Annotated in this window: 20 protein-coding genes; 7 read left to right on the top strand and 13 right to left on the bottom strand. The window is 60.3% G+C overall.

Annotation, left to right across the window (positions count from 1 at the left end; genetic code table 11):
- The first annotated feature begins 72 nt into the window (after nt 1-72).
- On the top strand, nt 73-399 hold the full coding sequence (locus AC1DX4_RS34710) for a DUF736 domain-containing protein (protein WP_113190782.1): 327 nt from the start codon (nt 73-75) through the stop codon (nt 397-399).
- A gap of 43 nt (nt 400-442) precedes the next feature.
- Here the strand turns inward: AC1DX4_RS34710 and AC1DX4_RS34705 are convergent, their stop codons facing one another.
- A complete protein-coding gene (locus AC1DX4_RS34705) occupies nt 443-718 on the bottom strand; it encodes a helix-turn-helix transcriptional regulator (protein ID WP_280739588.1) in 276 nt (91 codons plus the stop codon).
- Between the two features lie 343 nt (nt 719-1,061).
- On the opposite strand from AC1DX4_RS34705, the gene AC1DX4_RS34700 reads away from it, so the two are divergent.
- From AC1DX4_RS34700 to AC1DX4_RS34690, 3 genes are all read left to right on the top strand, one after another.
- Nucleotides 1,062-1,508, top strand: a complete 447-nt coding sequence (locus AC1DX4_RS34700) for a hypothetical protein (protein ID WP_477224621.1) — start codon at nt 1,062-1,064, stop codon at nt 1,506-1,508.
- Between the two features lie 129 nt (nt 1,509-1,637).
- Nucleotides 1,638-1,832, top strand: a complete 195-nt coding sequence (locus AC1DX4_RS34695) for a transcriptional regulator domain-containing protein (protein ID WP_477224620.1) — start codon at nt 1,638-1,640, stop codon at nt 1,830-1,832.
- Nucleotides 1,833-1,887: 55 nt separating this feature from the next.
- Nucleotides 1,888-2,388: a DUF2285 domain-containing protein gene (locus AC1DX4_RS34690; protein WP_477224619.1), complete on the top strand. Its 501-nt coding sequence runs from the start codon at nt 1,888-1,890 to the stop codon at nt 2,386-2,388.
- A 174-nt stretch (nt 2,389-2,562) separates the two neighbouring features.
- Here the strand turns inward: AC1DX4_RS34690 and AC1DX4_RS34685 are convergent, their stop codons facing one another.
- The 3 genes from AC1DX4_RS34685 to AC1DX4_RS34675 are packed head-to-tail and all read right to left on the bottom strand — an operon-like array spanning nt 2,563 to nt 6,596.
- Nucleotides 2,563-4,077, bottom strand: a complete 1,515-nt coding sequence (locus AC1DX4_RS34685) for an SRPBCC family protein (RefSeq protein ID WP_477224618.1) — start codon at nt 4,075-4,077, stop codon at nt 2,563-2,565.
- Nucleotides 4,078-4,086: 9 nt separating this feature from the next.
- A complete protein-coding gene (locus AC1DX4_RS34680) occupies nt 4,087-4,524 on the bottom strand; it encodes an SRPBCC family protein (RefSeq protein ID WP_477224617.1) in 438 nt (145 codons plus the stop codon).
- Nucleotides 4,525-4,541: 17 nt separating this feature from the next.
- Nucleotides 4,542-6,596: a flotillin domain-containing protein gene (locus AC1DX4_RS34675; RefSeq protein ID WP_477224625.1), complete on the bottom strand. Its 2,055-nt coding sequence runs from the start codon at nt 6,594-6,596 to the stop codon at nt 4,542-4,544.
- On the opposite strand from AC1DX4_RS34675, the gene AC1DX4_RS34670 reads away from it, so the two are divergent.
- Nucleotides 6,483-6,923: a hypothetical protein gene (locus AC1DX4_RS34670; RefSeq protein ID WP_477224626.1), complete on the top strand. Its 441-nt coding sequence runs from the start codon at nt 6,483-6,485 to the stop codon at nt 6,921-6,923. The genes AC1DX4_RS34675 and AC1DX4_RS34670 overlap by 114 nt on opposite strands.
- Here the strand turns inward: AC1DX4_RS34670 and AC1DX4_RS34665 are convergent.
- From AC1DX4_RS34665 to AC1DX4_RS34630, 8 genes are read right to left on the bottom strand one after another with little or no spacing between them, the layout of a single operon-like run.
- Complete coding sequence (locus AC1DX4_RS34665) at nt 6,813-9,020, bottom strand: Tm-1-like ATP-binding domain-containing protein (RefSeq protein WP_477224616.1); 2,208 nt, start codon at nt 9,018-9,020, stop codon at nt 6,813-6,815. The genes AC1DX4_RS34670 and AC1DX4_RS34665 overlap by 111 nt on opposite strands.
- A complete protein-coding gene (locus AC1DX4_RS34660; RefSeq protein ID WP_477224624.1) occupies nt 9,013-9,783 on the bottom strand; it encodes an ABC transporter ATP-binding protein in 771 nt (256 codons plus the stop codon). Before AC1DX4_RS34660 ends, AC1DX4_RS34665 begins: the two co-directional genes overlap by 8 nt.
- A gap of 41 nt (nt 9,784-9,824) precedes the next feature.
- Entirely contained in the window at nt 9,825-11,066 is a 1,242-nt protein-coding gene (locus tag AC1DX4_RS34655; protein ID WP_477224623.1) for an ABC transporter substrate-binding protein, read from the bottom strand.
- A 55-nt stretch (nt 11,067-11,121) separates the two neighbouring features.
- Nucleotides 11,122-12,150, bottom strand: coding sequence for a branched-chain amino acid ABC transporter permease (locus tag AC1DX4_RS34650; protein ID WP_477224615.1), 1,029 nt, complete (start codon nt 12,148-12,150; stop codon nt 11,122-11,124).
- Complete coding sequence (locus tag AC1DX4_RS34645; RefSeq protein WP_477224614.1) at nt 12,147-13,196, bottom strand: branched-chain amino acid ABC transporter permease; 1,050 nt, start codon at nt 13,194-13,196, stop codon at nt 12,147-12,149. Before AC1DX4_RS34645 ends, AC1DX4_RS34650 begins: the two co-directional genes overlap by 4 nt.
- Nucleotides 13,193-14,521 (bottom strand): metal-dependent hydrolase family protein, encoded by a 1,329-nt coding sequence (locus AC1DX4_RS34640; RefSeq protein WP_477224613.1) that lies wholly within the window; start codon nt 14,519-14,521, stop codon nt 13,193-13,195. Before AC1DX4_RS34640 ends, AC1DX4_RS34645 begins: the two co-directional genes overlap by 4 nt.
- Before the next feature lie 52 nt (nt 14,522-14,573).
- Entirely contained in the window at nt 14,574-15,302 is a 729-nt protein-coding gene (locus AC1DX4_RS34635) for an alpha/beta fold hydrolase (RefSeq protein ID WP_477224612.1), read from the bottom strand.
- 47 nt (nt 15,303-15,349) lie between these two features.
- Entirely contained in the window at nt 15,350-16,228 is an 879-nt protein-coding gene (locus tag AC1DX4_RS34630; RefSeq protein WP_477224611.1) for a fumarylacetoacetate hydrolase family protein, read from the bottom strand.
- Nucleotides 16,229-16,429: 201 nt separating this feature from the next.
- Here AC1DX4_RS34630 and AC1DX4_RS34625 point away from each other — a divergent pair, with 201 nt between their 5' ends.
- Both AC1DX4_RS34625 and AC1DX4_RS34620 read left to right on the top strand, forming a co-directional pair.
- Complete coding sequence (locus tag AC1DX4_RS34625; protein WP_477224610.1) at nt 16,430-17,101, top strand: FadR/GntR family transcriptional regulator; 672 nt, start codon at nt 16,430-16,432, stop codon at nt 17,099-17,101.
- 182 nt (nt 17,102-17,283) lie between these two features.
- Complete coding sequence (locus AC1DX4_RS34620; RefSeq protein ID WP_477224622.1) at nt 17,284-17,916, top strand: tyrosine-type recombinase/integrase; 633 nt, start codon at nt 17,284-17,286, stop codon at nt 17,914-17,916.
- 62 nt (nt 17,917-17,978) lie between these two features.
- Here the strand turns inward: AC1DX4_RS34620 and AC1DX4_RS34615 are convergent.
- Nucleotides 17,979-18,225, bottom strand: a 247-nt coding sequence (locus tag AC1DX4_RS34615; protein ID WP_477224609.1) for an IS30 family transposase, incomplete at its 5' end; no start/stop codon positions are given.

The raw sequence follows: 18,225 nt of genomic DNA, 5'->3' as shown, positions 1-18,225 counted from the left end.
GTCGCCTTCGGCCTCGCGATCGCCATCGAGGTCGCATGGTGCGGGCTCGGAAACGAAGAACGGAGACTGAAAATGGCTACCATCGGCACTTTCAAGAAGACAAATGCGAACGAGTTCACCGGCGAGATTGTCACCCTCAGCGTCCAGGCCAAGGGCGTACGCATCGTCCCCGACACCCGGGCCAGCGGCGAAAACGCTCCAAGCCACCGCGTGGTAGTCGGCAAGGCCGAAATCGGCGCCGCCTGGTCCAAGCGCTCCAACGAAGGCCGCGACTATCTTGGGCTCAAGCTGGACGATCCGAGCTTCACCGCTCCGATCTACGCCAACCTCTTCGCCGACGAGGAAGGCGAGGGCCACAGCCTCATCTGGTCCCGCCCCAACCGCCGCAACGGCGAATGAATGAAGATCCTCTCGCCTGGCAATCGCGCCGGGCGAGAGTTCTCTAGGTCTGATCAGACCGTCGCGCAAATCGTAAGCCCGCGCCGCCGCCATTTTCCGCAAGGAATTCGATTCCCGCTGTCTCAAACGCACGGCGGATCGCAGCTAGATTGTTTCGGTGCGGAATACGAATACTCCTCTCGAAGTCTACTATCGTAGTTCTGGAAACAGCCGCTGCCTCGGCTAGGTCGCCCTGACTCCATCCGAGCATGGCTCGTGCAGCACGACACTGCTGAACAGAGATCGCATCACTCTCAATATCGTTCTTTTTGGTTGACATAGGTCAAAAAAGCCGCTTTTAGTATGCCACCCAACGGAAGTCATTGATGAGGTCTGGCGAAATAGCCTCGCTCGGCCCCACTACGCGACGACGTTGATAGCTCAGGATCTTCATTGATTCTGACGATAGCTACCAATTGTCCTTTCGTCACGGGTGAGAACGGGAGGCGCCGGTGAGTGGAGATAAGGCAGCTTCACAATACCCATCAATTGGCGAAAACCAGCCGTCGGCCGATCCAGCACTTCTCCTATCCCTTGCCTGGATTGACGTTCACGTTGCGATGCTGGCCTCGTGCGTTCGGCAGCAGCAGGCTGAGGAGGGGGTCCTGGAGTGCGGCGCGCTCATGCCTGTCGGCGAAATGATTGGGCGCGGGGAGAGGGTTCGCGCCGACCGCCACTGGCCTGATTTCCTCGAGGAAGAGCAGGATGACGCTGAAAAGGCTGACGCCCTATTGGCCGAGATTGCGGCGACACCTGCTCAATCCTTGGCGGGCGTGATCGCCAAGCTTGCGGTCGTCGTTCGGGAAGCGAATGACAACACCGACCTTTGCGAATTTCCGCTGCCGCACATCCGCTCTGCGTTGGCCGATCTGCGGCGCCTCACGCATGAAACGATAAGCGACGAGCCTACCGGCTGGCCCGCAGGCGATCACTCGATCGGCTCGCTGTTCGAGCAGCCTGCATCATCGTTCGCCGCCTGGCGCGCCTTCAGCGAATGGAGCCAGGGCAATGATGAGGCCTATCGCGCCTGGACGGACACATTCAAGACACTGCAAGGCGCAAGCCAGTAGACATCACAAAAGCCCGGCCTGATCTTTCGTCGCCGGGATATCTCCTCGTCCATTCGTCAATGACGGAATCCAAGGATTTCGCTCAACGCCGCGTCCCCTTATCAAATCCGTGACAAGGGAAGGATGCGGATGAAGCCGGATACATCGCAGTGGCGTGACCCACAAGCATATGCATTCGTCAAAGCCGCCGCCGCCGATGCGATTGCCTGGGAGTTCCTGCGACGCAATCCCCAGTATCAGCAGGACTTCGCCGCCTCTCGCTCCGATGAGGCGATGCGCGCATTACGCAAGCGCTGGGGGTTGCAGTTTCGCCGCCAGGCCTGACCAATCCGCAGTCGAGCAGCCCGTCTATTGGGCGCCTCAGATCGACCCTGGGGTTGTGAACCTCGTCGAAGTTCCGCCGGATCTGCGAGCGCGGGAGTTCAGCGCCCTCGACGTTCCGCTGGCCGCAGGCCAGCGTGATGAAGTCGGCCTTCACGTGCGCTCTTCGCCGGGCGGAACGCAACTGGCGCTTCTCGGCGACGCGAAGCCAGGCGAACCACTTGCCGCCATCATCCCGCTCGACGACATGGCGCACGACCGGCTCCAAGCGATCGAGCGGTTCATCCGCTCTATCTATAGGCAACATCTTCCTGACGCCCGCTTGACCACGGCCCAGCGCCGGCGCCTAGGCCACATGCTGCGATGCCTTGATGGCCGCGCCCAGCAGGCATCCCATTTTGAAGTCGCGACCGCCCTGTTCGGTTCGCGGCTGGTCAGCGCCGCCGACTGGCATGACTCCACTTTTCGCTACCAGACGTATCGCCTCGTGCGCGATGGGCTGAGGATGGTCGAGCGCGGCTATCGCCAATTGCTGCGCGCGCGGCGACGGCATCTCTGACGAGTGCCGCCGGTCGCGTTGTTCACTTACTTGCGCTGTCTCCAAGCTGACGCCTACTCTCAATCCTGAAAAGAATGGCGGCTTTGCGCCTCATATCGGTCGTCAAAGCCCAATTCGACGTTCGTCAAAAGCGGACCTTGAGAGCGCCTGCAGAAGGCACCGGGAGCAGTACTATCACACCCTCAGCACAAGTGCCCCGGTTGTCCTCCTAGCCTCGAGGTCGCGATGAGCGTCGGCAGCCCGCGCCAGATCATATTGCCTGGGCGCGCCGATCTTGATCACACCTTGGCGCAAAGCGGCGAAAAACCGGTTTACGTGAGGCCCCAGCTTCTCAGGACTGTCCGTGTAGTGAGCGTAGTTCGGGCGGGAAATGGTGATCGACTTCGAAGAGAACCTGCCAATGTCCCAATTCCCCACAGGTCCTGAAGCTTGGCCAAAACTGACGAGATGGCCACGAACGCCCAAAGCCGCCAGCGACCCGCCAAACGTGTCATTGCCGACGGCGTCATAGGCCACATCCGCGCCCTTGCCGCCGGTCAGATGCATGACGGCCTCTGCGAAATTCTCTCTGGAGTAGACGATGACGTGATGGGCGCCGAGCCGTTCCACGATCCGGGCTTTATCATCGCTCGAGACAGTGGCGATCACCGTCGCGCCGAGATGACGTGCCCATTGCACCAGCAACTGGCCGACCCCGCCTGCTGCCGCATGGATGAGCACAACGGACCCGGGTTTCACGGGATAAACGTCGTGCAGCAGGAAGCTCGCAGTAATGCCTTTCAAAAGACCCGCCGCGGCTGTTACGTCGGAAATGTCATCCGAGAGGTGAACCAAAAGGTCGGGTGCCATGTTGCGTCGTTCGCAGTAAGCGCCGACCGGCGGGCATGCATAGGCAATCCGGTCGCCGACTGAAAAGCCCGAAACCTCCGGGCCGACCGCTGCGATGACGCCGGCGGCTTCCATGCCCGGAACGCCTGGCGGCTGCAGGAGGTCGAAATAGCCGGTCCTGCAATAGACGTCGATATAGTTGACACCAATGAACGTGTGACGGACCTGGATCTCGCCACGCGATGGCGGCGCCAAGCCGATCTCCGCAAGCTGCAGAACCTCGGGGCCTCCGTGGCGCTCGACAAGGATTGCCTTGGTCCGTGTGCCCTGGTCGTCGCCTCTAGGCAGCTCCCGCTCGCGCCTCTTGGGGATCAACTCCGCCGCCGGTTGCTGTGACCTGGCCTTGTTTGGTTCGGCAATAGGCCTTCCGGTCAAGAGCCGGCGAACGGCCTCAAAACCGGCTTGGTAGATGCCTTCAGTGACCAGCTTGACCAGTTCATCACGGCGATGCGCGGGCGGATGGAACTCCGAGGACCATTCCCAGAAGGTAGCGTTGCCGTCCGTTACCGGCTTCAGCCGGATCGACGCGACATACCCCATCAACGGCAACGGCGCCTCCAACAGACAATATCTCAGGCGCCGGTCTTTGTCGGATAAGGCCAGGAGTTGTTCGCGCAGTTCGCTCCCATCGGTGAGACGGAAATGGCGAACCGCGCCGATCGCATCGGCCGGGTCGCCGCTCTCAATCTCGCTGAAGGAGATTGCCGGATGCCAGCGCTCATGCCCATTGAAATCGCGCAGAACAGACCAGACGTCCTCTACAGGCGCGTTGATGATCGTGCTCTGGCAAACCTTGACCATTCGTCGATGTCAGCGCGCGAAGCGCTGTTTGAGCGCCGTGAAGGCGCTCTGGAATACGCCTGTGCCGATCTGCTGCACCAATGCGCTTTCCCGCTCGGGTGCACAGTCGAACTCGGCCCGCCATTCGGCGAACGTCATGTTGCCATCGGTCACAGGGGTCAGGGAGAGCGTGGCTATGTAGTTCTCTACCCCCATCGGGCTCTCCAGCATCGCATAGCTGTAGGAGAGGTCGTAGTCAGACAGAGCCAGCAGTTTCTCCCGGATCCGGCCACCGTCCTTCAGCATGAAATTGCGTATGCAGCCGATCTGGTCCGGATGCGCGTTCTGTTCGATGCGGCTCTCCGCGACGAACGGTGTCCAGCTCGGCAAGCCATTGAAGTTTCGGACAAGTTTCCAAACGTCCACAGCTGGCGCATTGATCGTCGACGACACATAGATCTTCGGCATCGGGTGACCCTACGGCTTCACTGGTCGCGATCGTCATCGTCGGTTTCCTTGCCGCTCTTTGCTTTGCCTTTCTTGTCGCGGCTGAGGCTGGCTATGTCCTTGGCGTCTCGCAAAACATCGGTCATGCGGCCAAGCGATCCGCCCTCGATGCCGATCTCCTTCATCAGATTGTCGATCATTGGCGCCTGCACCCTGTAACGCAGCGCTGAATCGATGACCTCGTCGGTGACGTTGCGGCTGCCGCCTTGGCCACCGTTGATCCCGTCGACATGCAGGATTTTGATGCCTTCGATCTTCTCCATCGGTTTGACACTCTCGCGGATGATGCCTTCCATGTGGTCCAGCAATTTGCCGCGGAGGCGCCCGGCGCGAGCCTCGTCCGAAAGCAGGTTCTCGGCCTCGTTGAGCTGCCGGTGACCGGCGGCGTCGACCTCGTAGCGCTGGGCCGCGGCCAGGGCATGGATCTTCTCCGCTTCCGCCGAAGCGACAGCAGCGATCTTCTGTGCTTCCGCCAGGCTCTTTGCTGCTTTCATCTCAGCGTCAGCAGCCGAGGTGATGCGCAGGGCATCGCGCTCGGCTTCCCGGGCGGCACCGATAAGGTCGGTCAGCTTGCGACGCTCGGCAATCTCGCGCTCGCGGGCGGTGAAGGCCTGTTCCTCGGCCTGAATGGCCTTTGCACGAACGGCTTCCGAGGCTGCAATCGCGGACGAGCGTTCCTGGGTCTTCTTGGCGATGTCGATTGCCTTCTGAATCTCGGCGATCTCGATCTTCTGGTCACGATCGACGCCCAACTGGCGCATGTCGCGGTCCTTGATCAGGCGGGCTTCCTCAATGCCACGCTCTGTAGTGATGCGGGCACGCTCCACCTCTTCGCCGGCAGAAATCTCGGCTTCCTCGAACGCCTGGCGCTTGGCGATCTGCAACGCTTCAAGGTGGCGCTCGCGAGCAATCCTCACCTCGTCAATGGCGCGCTCCTGCGCGATGCGCGCGGTTTCAGTGGCCTGGTTCTCAACAATCTCGGCGCGGCGCTTTTCAGCCTCTGCCTTCGTGACTTCCAGCGCCTTCTCCGCCAACGCGATCTGACGCTCAAGCTCCGCGATCTCGAGCACCTTTTTGCGCTCGATCTCCAGTCCGCTCTGCGCGCCTTCGCGCTCGATGCGGGCCTTTTCCAGCGACAGTTCCAGGGCGATCTGCTCACGCTCTGTCAGTTCGCGCATTTTCATCTCAGTCTCGTCGAGGGACCGCCGGCGGGCGATCTCGCGGCGTTGCGTGTCCTCTTCGCTCTTGATGCGCTCTTCCGTGATGTTCCTTTCCTGGTTCAGCCGGGATTTCTCGACGGCTTCGCGCGAGGACAGCTGCGCCTGTTCCGATTCCTGGTCGCGGAGCGCGCGCTCGATGGCCAGCTCAGAACGCTGCGACGCACGGCGGATCTCGACCTCGCGTTCCTGTTCGAGCCGCGCATATTCGGTGTCACGGTCGATCTCGAGCACCTTGCGCTGCGTATCGAGGTTCTGGTTGCGGATATCGACGAGGGTGCGCTGTTCAATCTCGTTGCGCATCCGGCGGCGAGTTTCGATGGATTCCGTCAGTTGCGTCAGACCCTCGGCATCGAACGCGTTGGACGGATCGAAATACTCAAGGCTGGTCTGGTCGAGGTCGACGATAGCGACACTCTCAAGTTCGAGACCGTTAGCAGCAAGCGATTCAGAGGCGAGGGTGCGGACCTTGGCCGCGTAGTCGCCGCGCAACTCGTGCATTTCCTCCAGGCTCATCTGGGCAGCGATCGTGCGCATGGCGCCGGCGAATTTTCCCTCAAGCAATTCGCGCAGGCTTTCAGGCTGCAATGTGCGCCGCCCCAGTGTCTGCGCGGCGGCGGCCACCAATTCGCGGCTTGCTCCGACCCGCACGAAGAATTCCGCGATCAGGTCGACGCGCATCCGGTTCTTGGTGATCAATGCGTGAGCGTCTTCGCGGCGCACCTCGATGCGCAGCACGTTCATGTTGACGGGAGTTATTTCGTGCAGGACCGGTATGACGAAAGCGCCGCCATTGACGACCACCTTCTCGCCCATGAAACCGGTTCGCACGAACGCTGTTTCCTTGGTGGAGCGGCGATACAGCCATCGCAGGATATAGACAGCAATCACAACGATGATCGCGGCGACGATCAACCACAAAAGGAACGTGCCAAAAGTCTGTGCGGCCATTTTTCTACCCTCCCAAACAGGATGCGATCGACCGAAGCCGACCGGCTTGATTTTCGTGAGGCTGTCGACTTGCAGATCGGGTCATGCGCGCCTCTGCAGTTTCGGTGCGATTGCATGGAATGCAGTGATCACCGCATCGATGAATGGCGCATCGTTGATGTTGGAACGAACGCGCTGGACCAGCCGCAGTGACGTCTGGCGCACGGTTTTCTCGATCGCCTCAAACAGCGCATTGTCGGCTTCCGGATCGTGGAAGGGTTGCCCGGGTGCGTCGAGCATCGAAACGCCGCCTTCAGGCAGGAGAAAGCGCACAGGCCCATTCATGGCATTCAGCCGCGTGCCGATCCATTCGCCAAACTGCCGGTTTTCATCCCTGGTGGTGCGCATCAGGGTGACATTGGGATTGTGCACGACGAACTTCCGGCTTTTGAATTTTTCCGGCACACTGTCGCGCGGGCCAAAATTGACCATGTCCAGCGCGCCGGTGGACCCGACATAGGGCAAGCCCGTGCGTATCGCCGCTCCGAAGCGATCATCGTTTGCAGGGAACACGCCACCGACCACCATGTCGGCGACTTCCGTCGTTGTCAGGTCGATGAAGGCCGACAGCAGTCGGGAGTCGGCGAGGTTCTCCATGGCCCGGCCACCGATGCCGGTAGCGTGGAAAACCAGGCAGTCATAATCCGCTTCCAACCGTTTGGTGACGGCCTGCACAGCGGGCGTGGTGACGCCAAACATGGTGATGCCGACAGCAGGACGTGCCAGCTTTCGCTTGGCTTCCCAGGCTTCGCCGGAAGGCAGCTGCGCGACCATACCCGCCATGGCGTGAGCAGCGTTGCCCAGGACGGCCTCAGTGATCGAGTTGAGGCCCTGAACATCCGCGACCGAGTGGAACATTATGATATCGGCGCCACCGACATATTTGCCGACGTCGCCGGCTGCCACGGTGGACACCATCAGTTTGGGAACGCCCACCGGCAGGACGCGCATACCGGCGGTGGCCATTGTCGTTCCGCCTGAGCCGCCGGCCGAAATCACGCCGCCAAGACCTGGCTCGCGTTCGATCCAGCGAGCAAAGGCCTCGGCCATTGCGGCGACCGAGCCGCCGCGGTCATTCGAAAACACAGCCGATGATCCTCGCGCATGCATGCCTGCGACCTGCATAGCGGGAACGTCCGCGCTCGACGGCCTTCCCGAGGTGGAGAGGTCGACTGTGCGAACGGGAATCCCGAGCGATTTCAGACGATCGGCCACGAACCGCAATTCCTTCGCCTTCGTGTCGAACGTTCCGGCGACAAGAACGGTGCGGCCGATCCGCTCGGCGAAGGGGATGGCGAAGACCTTTTTCAGGTCGTCTTGAGGATTGTGTTTTTCGACTGCCGCTTGCCGCATGGCTGCAACCGGCACGTTCCACCGGTTTGGCAGCTCGGTGACCGGACGGTAGACCCCATTCTGAACCACCGGCTCTGTGCGTGTGCCTGCCCGATCAATGCGGTAGACCTCCGCCAGTTGCTCTTGCGCTTCGGCAATTGCGGCTGGAGTAACAGCAGGTTCATCAGAGTGGCGGCCAACGCCGAGCAGACGTTGCTGCAAGTCGCGATCGGCAGCAAGCGCCGAGGCTTCCATGACCCGGTTGATGCGCCCGTTGACCATGATCGCGACGCGGTCCGACACGGCCGTTGCAACACCGATATTCTGTTCGATGACGAGGATCGCCATCTCGCCTTCTTCCGCCAGGCTGACGAGCATGCGCTCGACCTGTTCGACAATGACCGGCGCCAGCCCTTCGGTTGGCTCGTCCATGACCAGCAGTTTGGGGTCGCTCAGCAGCGCACGCGAAATGGCCAGCATCTGCTGCTCGCCACCCGACAGTTGAGAGCCGCCATTGCTTTTGCGTTCCGCCAGGCGTGGAAAGGTCTTGTAGACACGCTCGACCGTCCAACTGGCGTCGCGTTTCGACGACATCCGCAAGTGCTCATCCACGGACAGGCTTGGCCAGACTCGCCTGCCTTGGGGGACGTAGCCGACGCCGAGGCGGTGGATCTCGTGCGGCTCGAGCGAGGATATCTCTCGACCGTTGACTCGAATGGAACCGGATTGTGCGCGCTTCAGGCCAGTGATGGTGTTGCACAGTGTCGTCTTGCCCATGCCATTGCGGCCGACGACCGACAACACGCCGGTTTCCAAAGTCAGCGACACGCCCTGGAGCGCATGACTTTGGCCGTAATAGACCTGAAGGTCCTCGATCTTGAGAACCGCCTTGCCTGAGGAAGCGGCGCGCTCAGCCATGCTTGCCTCCAAGGTAGATTTCCTGGACCTCAGGATCGGCCTCGATCTCCTGGGGTGTGCCTTCCTTGAACAGGCGGCCATTGTGCATCATCGAGACATATTCAGAGACGCGAAGCGCCACGTCGAGATCATGCTCGATGATGACATAGCCGATGTGCTTGGGGAGGCCGTTGAGGATCGCAACCAGATCGCGACGCTCTGTCGGCGACAGACCCGCTGCGGGTTCGTCGAACAATATGAACCGGGGTGCGCCGGCGAGGGCCAGCGCAATTTCCAGCTGTCGCTGCTGGCCGTGGCTGAGTGTCGCCACCAACGCGTCGCGGTCGCTGTCCAAATGCACGGCGTGGAGGATCGACTCAGCCTGAACTCTGTTGACGTCATTCAACCGCGGCCGAAGTAATGAGAACCGGCGGCGCGACACTCCGCGGCAGGCCAGGAAGATTGAATCGAGAACCGACAGCCCCTTGAACAACTGCGAAATCTGGTAGGTCCGCCGCAAGCCACGCCTGATGCGTTCATGTGTGGGCAGATCGGTTATGTCTTCGCCGAAGAAGCGGATGCGCCCGGCCGTCGGCAAGAAGTCGCCGGTCACCGCATTGAAAAGCGTCGTCTTGCCGGCACCATTGGAGCCGAGGACCGCGCGCCGTTCGCCGGCCGCGATCCTCATATTGATGCCGGAAAGCGCCACCAGAGCACCGAAGTGACGCGCGACGCCGTCCAGTTCCAGAGCGTAAGCACCGGTTCCTTGCAGACGGGAAGCCATGTCATTCTCGGCCACTGGTGCGCGCTCCTGCGTTCGACCGATTACGGGCAGCTTGGATTGTCGCGGCTCACAGCGCCCAGCGCCGTGAAGTCCGCTTCAGCAATGCCTAGTGTCTGGTTTACCTGCGGAACCACCTTGATCAGCTTGTTCAACAGCGTCCCGTCGGCGTTTTCAGTCACTTCCGTCAGAAAGATGTCGGCAATCGCATTGCGGTTCTTGTCGAGCGAAACCTTGCCCGTCGGCGTCTCAAAAGACAGCGACGAAAGGGTATCGCGCAGCTTCGCACCACCATCGGAAACATCGCCGCCGACCTTGTCGAGGCCAAGCAACGCGGCTTTCATGTTGATGTAGTAGGCATGGGCAAACAGCGACGGCGACGGGAATGCACCTGGCTGCTTTTTGTAAGCCTCGACAAACTTGGTCCAGGAAGCGGTGTCATTCGTGTCAGCCGTCGGACCGGCAGAAGGCGTTCCAACGAGCACGTCACGCAGCTTGCCCTTGGCCGTGAGCACCGTCTGATCGACAGTGATCGAGCCTCCGATTAGCGGGGCCGCACCGCCGGACTGTTGGTATTGAGTCAGGAAGTTCACGGCATCTGCACCGCCGAGCGCCACATAGATTGCGTCGACATTGTCGGGGATGGCAGCGATGACCGAGGAGAAATCCTTGTTACCGATCGGCACCCAGGATTTCGACGGCACGTGTCCGCCTGCCTTGCAGAACTCAGCCATAAAGCCGAACACCTGCGTGTAGGGGAAGGAGTAGTCCTCCGCGACGGTCGCGACGGTCTTGTAGCCTTTGTCCTTGAAAGCGTAAGTGCCCAGGCCTGCCATCCATTGCGCGCCATCGGTTCCAAAGCGGAAGAAGTTCGGGGCAGGATCCCTGAAAGTCGTGTCCTGGGCAGCGGATGCGCCATTCAGGAACGTGACCGTCGGCTGGGTCTTGGCATAGTCCTTGACGGCCAGGCCTTCGTCACCAGAAAGCGGACCGATCAGGACCTTGACGCCATCCTGTTCGACCAGCTTGCGGGCCGCGCGCACCGCACTGTCGGGTGACGCGTCGGACGACCCCTTGATGATCTCGATCTTTTTGCCCGCCACGGTGCCGGCGACCTCTTCCACGGCGGTCATTGCGCCGCGCTCGCTATCTTCGCCAAGCACCGTGAAGGGCCCTTCGAAGGTCGCAAGCAGGCCGATCTTGATGGTGTCGTCAGCGGCGAGAGCCAAGGACGGAGCGGTCAGTCCGCTCGCCAATGCCAAAGCCAGTAATGTGCGTCTGTGCATCCTCATTATTTCCTCCCTTGATTGACAGAGTTGTGCAGTTCATTCCGCCCGGCCGTCACAGGCTGGGGCGCAAGGACTCCTGAGAAAAGTTGGGCTTGAACTTTGCCCACAACCCAAGAATTCCATCTGGTGAAATGAAAACGATCACCAGGAAGACGAGGCCGATCAGGGTGTTGAAACGCTCGGCCCCGACGAGATCGATCGCGAACGTCTGCATCAGAACGACGACGAGGGCTCCAAGGAACGGCCCGATCGGATGCCGCAGACCACCAATGACAGCGATGATCAGAACATCGATTGCAGCGTCCACACCGATGGTGCCGGGCGATACGCGGCCATTGAACCAGACCAGGAGCACACCGGCCAACCCACCTATGATGCCGGCCAGAAACCAGGCGAACACCTTGTGCGCAGTAACGTTGAAGCCCAGAGCGCGCATGCGGCGGGGATTGTCACGGATCGCCTGCAGGGTCAGCCCGAACGTTGACCTGGAGCCGTAGAGGATCGCGGCATAGGCGAGCACCGAGAATCCAAGGCACAGGTAATAGAACGCCTTCGGATCGCGCCAGTTCACGCCCCAGAAAGCTGGGGCGCGTATGCCGGCATAGCCCGAATGGCCATTGAAGATCGCGTAGTTCTGCTGCGCGAAGTAGAAGGTGGCGGTGGCAATCGCCAGCGTGATCATGATGGTGTAGATGCCTTCGGTGCGGACCGATATCCATCCGATCAGGGACGAGGCGATCGCCGCGATCAGGATCGCAACCGGAGCCGCAATCCACCAGGGCCAGCCAAAGCCAAGAAGGTGGCTGTTGTTGTCGCCGAAGATCGCGATGCAATAGGCCGCGATACCCGCGACGGTGATCTGAGCCAGGCTGACCATGCCGCCGTAGCCGGCGAGCATCATCAACGACAGGCCGAGCATGCCAAAGATTAAGGAGTAGCCGCCGATCTGCGTCAGGAAGAAATCCGACGCCACCAGCGGATACAGAACCAGCGCGATGGCGAGAAGAATGTGACCGGCGCCAATTTTGTCCAGCCAGGTTGGCTGAGTTGTGGCGGGCGTGGATTGGAGGCTCATGGTCATCGTGATTTGCCCATGATGCCTTGCGGCCGGATCGCAAGTGTCACGACCATGATGATGAAGGTCAGCACGACGCCGTAGGTCGGGAAGTAGACCAGGCCGAGTTGTTCGGCCAAACCAATGAGAAGCGCGCCTATGGCTGCGCCTGATATCGAGCCCATGCCGCCAACGATGACGACTACGAGCGAGGCCAGCAGATAACGAATGTCTTCACCCGGCGCGACGGACAGCGCCGATCCGCCAACGACCCCGGCAAAGCCGGCAAGTCCGGCTCCAACCGCAAAGACGATGGCGAAGACCGCATGCACGTTGACGCCAGAGGCTGAAAGCATAGCGCGATCGTCGACGCCGGCGCGGATCATCATGCCGACGCGGGTCTTGTTCAGCATCAGCCACAGGCCGATGCCAATGACGATGGCTGCGGCCAGCACGGCGATCCGATAGAATGGGTAGGTGAGAAAGACCGATGCGCCGTTGGATCGGACCGCCGTTATGACAGGCAAGGTCACTGCACCATCGAGCCATTCCGGCACCGCGATCTGATAGGTGCCGCCCGCCCAGACCGCCAGCATCAGGTCGGCCGCCACGATCGAGATGCCGATGCTGACCAGGGTTTGCCTAAGGTCGTCACCCTCCAAGCGACGGAACACGACGACCTGCATGACGACACCGATCACTGCAAGCACGATGAAGCCCGCGGCGACCCCCAGCAACCAGTAGCCGGTGCGGTCCGCCACTTCGTAACCGATGTAGGCGCCGAGCAGGTAAAGCGAACCATGCGCCAGGTTGACGTTGCGCATGAGGCCGAAGATCAAAGTGAAACCGCTGGCAACCAGAAAGTAGAGACCTGCCAGCGTTATGCCGTTGAGCACGGCGCTGACGAAGGCTTTCTTCGATATGAGGACCGCGTTGAGCCAATCCGGCCAGACGGCGAAAACGAGCCATGCAACGAGCGCGGCGATCAGGAGCCAGAAAAGGCCCCATGCCTGTCGGCGCGAAACGCCGCCGCCCGAGATCCCGGACGAAGATGGCCGGTCCAGGATGCTCATGCCGTCAGTCGCCGGCGCTGTTCGTTGATACGCGGTGCCTTGTGGAATTTACCGTCCTTCATGATGGCGAGGATGCGGTTCTTATCCTGGAGAATTCGGACGTCTGATATCGGATCGCCGTCGATCAGAAGGAGGTCGGCGAGATAGCCTTCCTTGATCATGCCGAGCTCGTCGCCCATACACATAATCTGGCCACCATATTTGGTTCCGGCCTGGATCGCCTCCATCGGCGAGAAGCCAAGCATCTCGACAAATGTCTGAATATCCTTGGCGTTGGTGCCTTGCGGTGTCCAAGCAAAACCGTAGTCGCCACCAATCAGAACGCGGATGCCGCGCCGGTGCATTTTCTTCATCGTGTCGACGCACATCTCGAGCTCTCGCTCATATTCGAGCGACAGCGGCGAGCCAGGCTTGATGCCCCATTGCTCGGCATGGCGAGCAGTGTTGATGAGCCAGGCAATGCCGGGCGCGACGAAGTGCTTGTCTTTTGCGGCCTCCAACATATCGAGGGCTTCTTCGTCCGCAAATGATGCGTGAAAGATGTTCTGGATGCCGTGCCTGATGCACTGCTTGACCGATCCAGATGAGCGCGCGTGTGCCGACAACACCTTGTTGCGGCAGCGTGCCTCCGAGGCCGCCATGGCGACCTCCTCTTCGGACATTGGTGTCTCTTCGGCGCCCATACCGGTGATGCTTTCACCGGACAGATTGAGCTTGATTGAGTCGACGCCGTATTTGATCAGCTGCCGCACGGTGCGCCGGATTTCTTCCGGCCCCGATACGACGATTCCCAGGTTGAGGCCCTCATGCGGGATATGCGACGGCGATGAATCGCCAAGGCCACCCACAGTGGTGATCTCAGGCCCAGCGGCTAGATAGCGTGGCCCGGGGAACCGTCCCTGATTGATGAACTTCTTGCAGACGACGTCGAGCCTCGCCTTGGCTGCAGCAGCACCGCGACCCGCCGTGAAGCCAGCGTCCAGCACGAGCTTGGCCATTTCCATCGTGACCAGCATATGCTCTTCGACCTCCATCATCTGGATCGGGTCGATGCCGGGCGCATTGTTCCAAGACAGGTGCAAATGGGCATCGATCATGCCGGGCATCAGCGTCGCGCCCATGCCGTCAATGACTGTGGCGCCGCCACCATATGACGGTGACGATGTCGAGCCAAAACGCGACGAACCCTTGGTGATCTGCTTGATGCGGTTGCCCTGCACCAGCACTTCCCCGGTGTAGGGATACTCACCGGTCGCGTCGAGCACGCGCACGTTGGTGAAGAGCGTGCCGCCCGAACCGTTTCCGTTCCAGCTGTCTTCTGCCATCTTATCCTCCCAAAAACATTCGAACGCGCAGTTTTACGCGCTGTTCAGGTCCTCACCTATCAACGCGTCGCAAAAAATCGGCGAGCTTTTGGCTGCTTTCGCGGGGGCACTCAACGGTAGCCCAGTGTCCGCACCGATCGAGCGAAGAGATTACGGCTCCCTTGATCCGATCGGCAAGCGCTTGGCCGATGCTCATCGGATTGACTGTGTCGGCGTCGCCGGTGACCAACAGGGTAGGGGTCGCGATGTGCCTGGGGTCGACCGCCGCCGCCTTCGCCAGTGCCTCGCAAGTGCGCGCATAAGACTCCGGATCCTGCCGCGTTATCGACTCGCGCACGAAGGCGACCGCCGCAGGCGACGTCTCTCTTGTATGCGCCGACAGCGCATTGGCGACGATCTGATCGGCTATGTCGGCAATGCCGCCGGCTCTGGCCAGTTGAGCTCGCTTGACGAGGCCCTGCCGTGTTGCTTCGGCAGGTTCGGCCAAGGCGCCGAACAATGCCAGCGAAGCGACCAGCGCAGACTGTTTGGCAGCTATTTGCTGGCAGACGATGGTGCCCATCGAATGACCGACGAAATGTGCCCGCGTTACGCCCATGCCGTCCATGGCGCGGGTAACGGCATCGCTCATGATTTCGATCGTTAGCGGCTCAAATGGCCTTGGCGAGCGCCCCGAGCCAGGCAGATCCAGCCGGACTACACGATAGCTGGAGAGTGCCGCCATCTGCGGCTGGAACATGTTCGACGTTCCACCAAGGCCATGGATCATCACCACCGGCATGCCTTCGCCGGTGACCTCGGCAACGATCGGCCCGATCGTCACTGTTGTCATTGCGCACGCTCCGCGAAGCGGTTCTCCAGGGACCCAATGCCGTCGATCTCGACGCGGACGACGTCGCCAGCCTTCAGGTATCTCGGCGGATCAAACCCAATACCGACGCCTGCTGGCGTCCCCGTCGCAATGATATCGCCAGGGTTCAGTGTGATGCCTTGCGACAGCGTCGAGATGATCGTCGGGATATCAAAAATGAGCAGCGAAATCTTCGAGTTCTGGCGCAGGTCGTCATTGACGAAACAGCGGACAGACGCACTATCGAGGTCGAGTTCGTCCTTGGTTATGGCCCAAGGCCCCATGGGGCAAAACGTGTCCTGGGACTTGCCTATCAGCCACTGGCTGTATTTGCCCTGCAGATCGCGCGCGGTGACATCGTTGACGATCGTGTAGCCCCAAACGTGATCGTAAGCGTCTTCCTTTGAAATTCCGCGCCCGCCCTTGCCGATGATGACGGCAAGCTCAGCCTCATAGTCGATGGCCGTCGATACAGTGGAGTCGATCAGCACATTGGTGTTGGTCGGTATCACCGACTCCGGAACCTTGGTGAAGATGATCGGGTGCTTGGGGATGGTCCCTGCGGCTGCGCTTGAATCGAATCCGCTGCGGGAAAATTCGTGGGCATGCTCGTGGTAGTTCTTGCCGACGCAGAAAATGTTGCGAGCCGGCAGCGGGATTGGCGCTTCGATCTCGACCTGCGCAAGCGGGATGGGCGAAAGCGTGCGCGGCATCCCGGCGCCATTGCGACGGATCAGCGCCAGAAGACCGGTCTGTGCCTGCTCGACAGGTAGATCAAAAGGCGAAACAGTCTGCCTGTCGAGATCGACGACGCCGACGCGACGCTCACCGGCGATCGCAAATGTCGCAATTTTCATGCCTCTCTCCCTGAACCTTTTGTGAGCCAATATGCGGCCTTTGAAGACAAAATAGTCACGATTGGTTGGGCTTGGCAATGGGCTGAGTGCATGAATCTTTGCATATCTGGCAGAAAAAGCCTATTTCTGGCTAAAACTACTAGACCGGGCGCGCAATCGCTGATATTATTGGTTCACAATTGGATCAGATAGAAGTTGGAAATGCCGAAGCTCGTTGCGAACGATATTGCCTTGATGCTCAAGAAGCGGATTTCATCCGGCGAATGGCTTGAGGACGGGCGGATGCCTCCGGAGCGTGATCTGGCGGTCGAGTTTGGGGTGGCGCGCAACACGGTGCGGCGCGCCGTCGGTTTCCTGGAAGGCGACGGGACCGTTGTTCGCCACGTCGGCCGCGGGACATTTCTAACCGCGACAAATCCCCTGTCGATTGCCTCGATGGTGGCGCGAATGGAAGGCACCAGCCCGGCCGATATGATGGAGATCAGGCAATTGCTGGAACCGGCTGCCGCGGCTTTTGCCGCGACCAACGCGAGCGCGGCCGAGCTCAACGCTGTTCGCGAAGCACATAAGACCGCCTGCGAGTCGCAAGACATGCCCACATTCGAGCATTGGGACGCGGAATTCCATCATCGCGTCTTCGCATGCTGCCGCAATGATTTTTTGAAGGAGATTCATAACCTCATGCGTGCGATCCGAAACCAGTCGCCTTGGTTCGAGATGAAGAAGCGGTCATTCTCCGAAGAGCGCCGTCAGGTGTATTGCGATGAGCATCAGGCCCTCCTGGATGCGTTGCTGCGTCGCGATCCCGACGGCTCCAAGACGGCGATGTTGATCCACCTTAGAACCGTCGAGAAGAACCTCCTGGGACGTTGAAGTCGGCCAAAGTCAGCGTGCTTGGCCATTCATCGCTTGTCTCCTCGACCCTTCAGTCTGTGGAGCGCGTCCACACGGCAGCTTTTGAACTGAACCGTGACTCAGCGGCCAGTCCGGTTACGGCCCCGCAACAGTCGAGCGGCGTTTCTCTGGTGGCCAATCATGGCCGAAGGAGAAACGAAATGGGACACTCGTGCTACGACCTCACCGACTCCGATCGCCGGGCATGGAATGCCGGGAAGAAGGTCGGAACGAAACGCCCTCTGAAACCTCGACAGATATGGGCGATACGCTTCTTTCTCGATCGAGAGCTGCGTCTGCGAGACAGAGCGCTCTTCGATTTGGCGATCGACAGCAATTTGCGCGGCTGCGATCTCGTCAAGATCAAAATCGGCAACCTCGTTGTAGGACCGGAAGTCCGAACTCGCGCGATGGTCATCCAACAGAAAACCGGCCGACCTGTTCAGTTCGAGTTGATGAGCGACGTACGCTCCAGCCTTCTCGCATGGCTGGAGCGACGCGGCGGAACAGTCGACGATTACGCGTTTCCGAGCAGGATCAATCCAAGGGCTCACATGAGTACAAGGCAGTATGCACGCCTTGTCGACGAATGGGTGGAGGCGATCGGGCTTAGACCAGACGACTACGGAACCCATTCCCTGCGTCGCACCAAGGCCTCGATTATCTACAAAGCGACGGGAAATCTGCGAGCCATCCAGATTTTGCTCGGTCATACCAAGATCGAGAACACGGTCCGCTATCTGGGAGTCGATGTTGAGGACGCTCTCGAACTTTCCGAGGCAACTGAGGTTTGATCAGGTGCGGCTCCACTTCACGAGTGGAGCCGTGACCAATTTGCGCCGGTGGTTTCAACCGGTCATTGCAACACTTTCTGCAGCCTATCGGCCGGCGTTTCGAAGTCCAAGGTTTTTCGGGGCCGTTGATTGAGCCGTAGGGCGACGTCGTCGAGTTGGGCCTGCGAGACATGGGAGAAGTTTGTTGCTCTCGGGAAGTACTGCCTGAGCAGGCCGTTGGTGTTTTCGTTGCTGCCGCGTTGCCAGGGACTGCGCGGGTCGCAGAAGTAGACCTGTAGGTCAGAAGTAGACCTGTAGGTCGGTTGCCAC

It is taken from the genome of Mesorhizobium sp. P3_A8 (assembly GCF_056402995.1).
The sequence above is the reverse complement of the archived record's forward strand: the minus strand, read 5'-3'. Positions and strand labels throughout refer to the sequence as shown.

Bases quoted from the DNA above. Each gene is read 5' to 3' on its own strand.
- AC1DX4_RS34695 (WP_477224620.1), top strand. From the start codon at position 1,638: ATGAAGCCGGATACATCGCAGTGGCGTGACCCACAAGCATATGCATTC.
- AC1DX4_RS34680 (WP_477224617.1), bottom strand. From the start codon at position 4,524: ATGCCGAAGATCTATGTGTCGTCGACGATCAATGCGCCAGCTGTGGAC.
- AC1DX4_RS34630 (WP_477224611.1), bottom strand. From the start codon at position 16,228: ATGAAAATTGCGACATTTGCGATCGCCGGTGAGCGTCGCGTCGGCGTC.
- AC1DX4_RS34625 (WP_477224610.1), top strand. From the start codon at position 16,430: ATGCCGAAGCTCGTTGCGAACGATATTGCCTTGATGCTCAAGAAGCGG.
- AC1DX4_RS34705 (WP_280739588.1), bottom strand. From the start codon at position 718: ATGTCAACCAAAAAGAACGATATTGAGAGTGATGCGATCTCTGTTCAG.
- AC1DX4_RS34685 (WP_477224618.1), bottom strand. From the start codon at position 4,077: ATGGTCAAGGTTTGCCAGAGCACGATCATCAACGCGCCTGTAGAGGAC.
- AC1DX4_RS34665 (WP_477224616.1), bottom strand. From the start codon at position 9,020: ATGGCTGAGCGCGCCGCTTCCTCAGGCAAGGCGGTTCTCAAGATCGAG.
- AC1DX4_RS34655 (WP_477224623.1), bottom strand. From the start codon at position 11,066: ATGCACAGACGCACATTACTGGCTTTGGCATTGGCGAGCGGACTGACC.
- AC1DX4_RS34650 (WP_477224615.1), bottom strand. From the start codon at position 12,150: ATGACCATGAGCCTCCAATCCACGCCCGCCACAACTCAGCCAACCTGG.
- AC1DX4_RS34700 (WP_477224621.1), top strand. From the start codon at position 1,062: ATGCCTGTCGGCGAAATGATTGGGCGCGGGGAGAGGGTTCGCGCCGAC.
- AC1DX4_RS34675 (WP_477224625.1), bottom strand. From the start codon at position 6,596: ATGGGCGAGAAGGTGGTCGTCAATGGCGGCGCTTTCGTCATACCGGTC.
- AC1DX4_RS34620 (WP_477224622.1), top strand. From the start codon at position 17,284: ATGGGACACTCGTGCTACGACCTCACCGACTCCGATCGCCGGGCATGG.
- AC1DX4_RS34645 (WP_477224614.1), bottom strand. From the start codon at position 13,196: ATGAGCATCCTGGACCGGCCATCTTCGTCCGGGATCTCGGGCGGCGGC.
- AC1DX4_RS34635 (WP_477224612.1), bottom strand. From the start codon at position 15,302: ATGCCGGTGGTGATGATCCATGGCCTTGGTGGAACGTCGAACATGTTC.
- AC1DX4_RS34640 (WP_477224613.1), bottom strand. From the start codon at position 14,521: ATGGCAGAAGACAGCTGGAACGGAAACGGTTCGGGCGGCACGCTCTTC.
- AC1DX4_RS34710 (WP_113190782.1), top strand. From the start codon at position 73: ATGGCTACCATCGGCACTTTCAAGAAGACAAATGCGAACGAGTTCACC.
- AC1DX4_RS34660 (WP_477224624.1), bottom strand. From the start codon at position 9,783: ATGGCTTCCCGTCTGCAAGGAACCGGTGCTTACGCTCTGGAACTGGAC.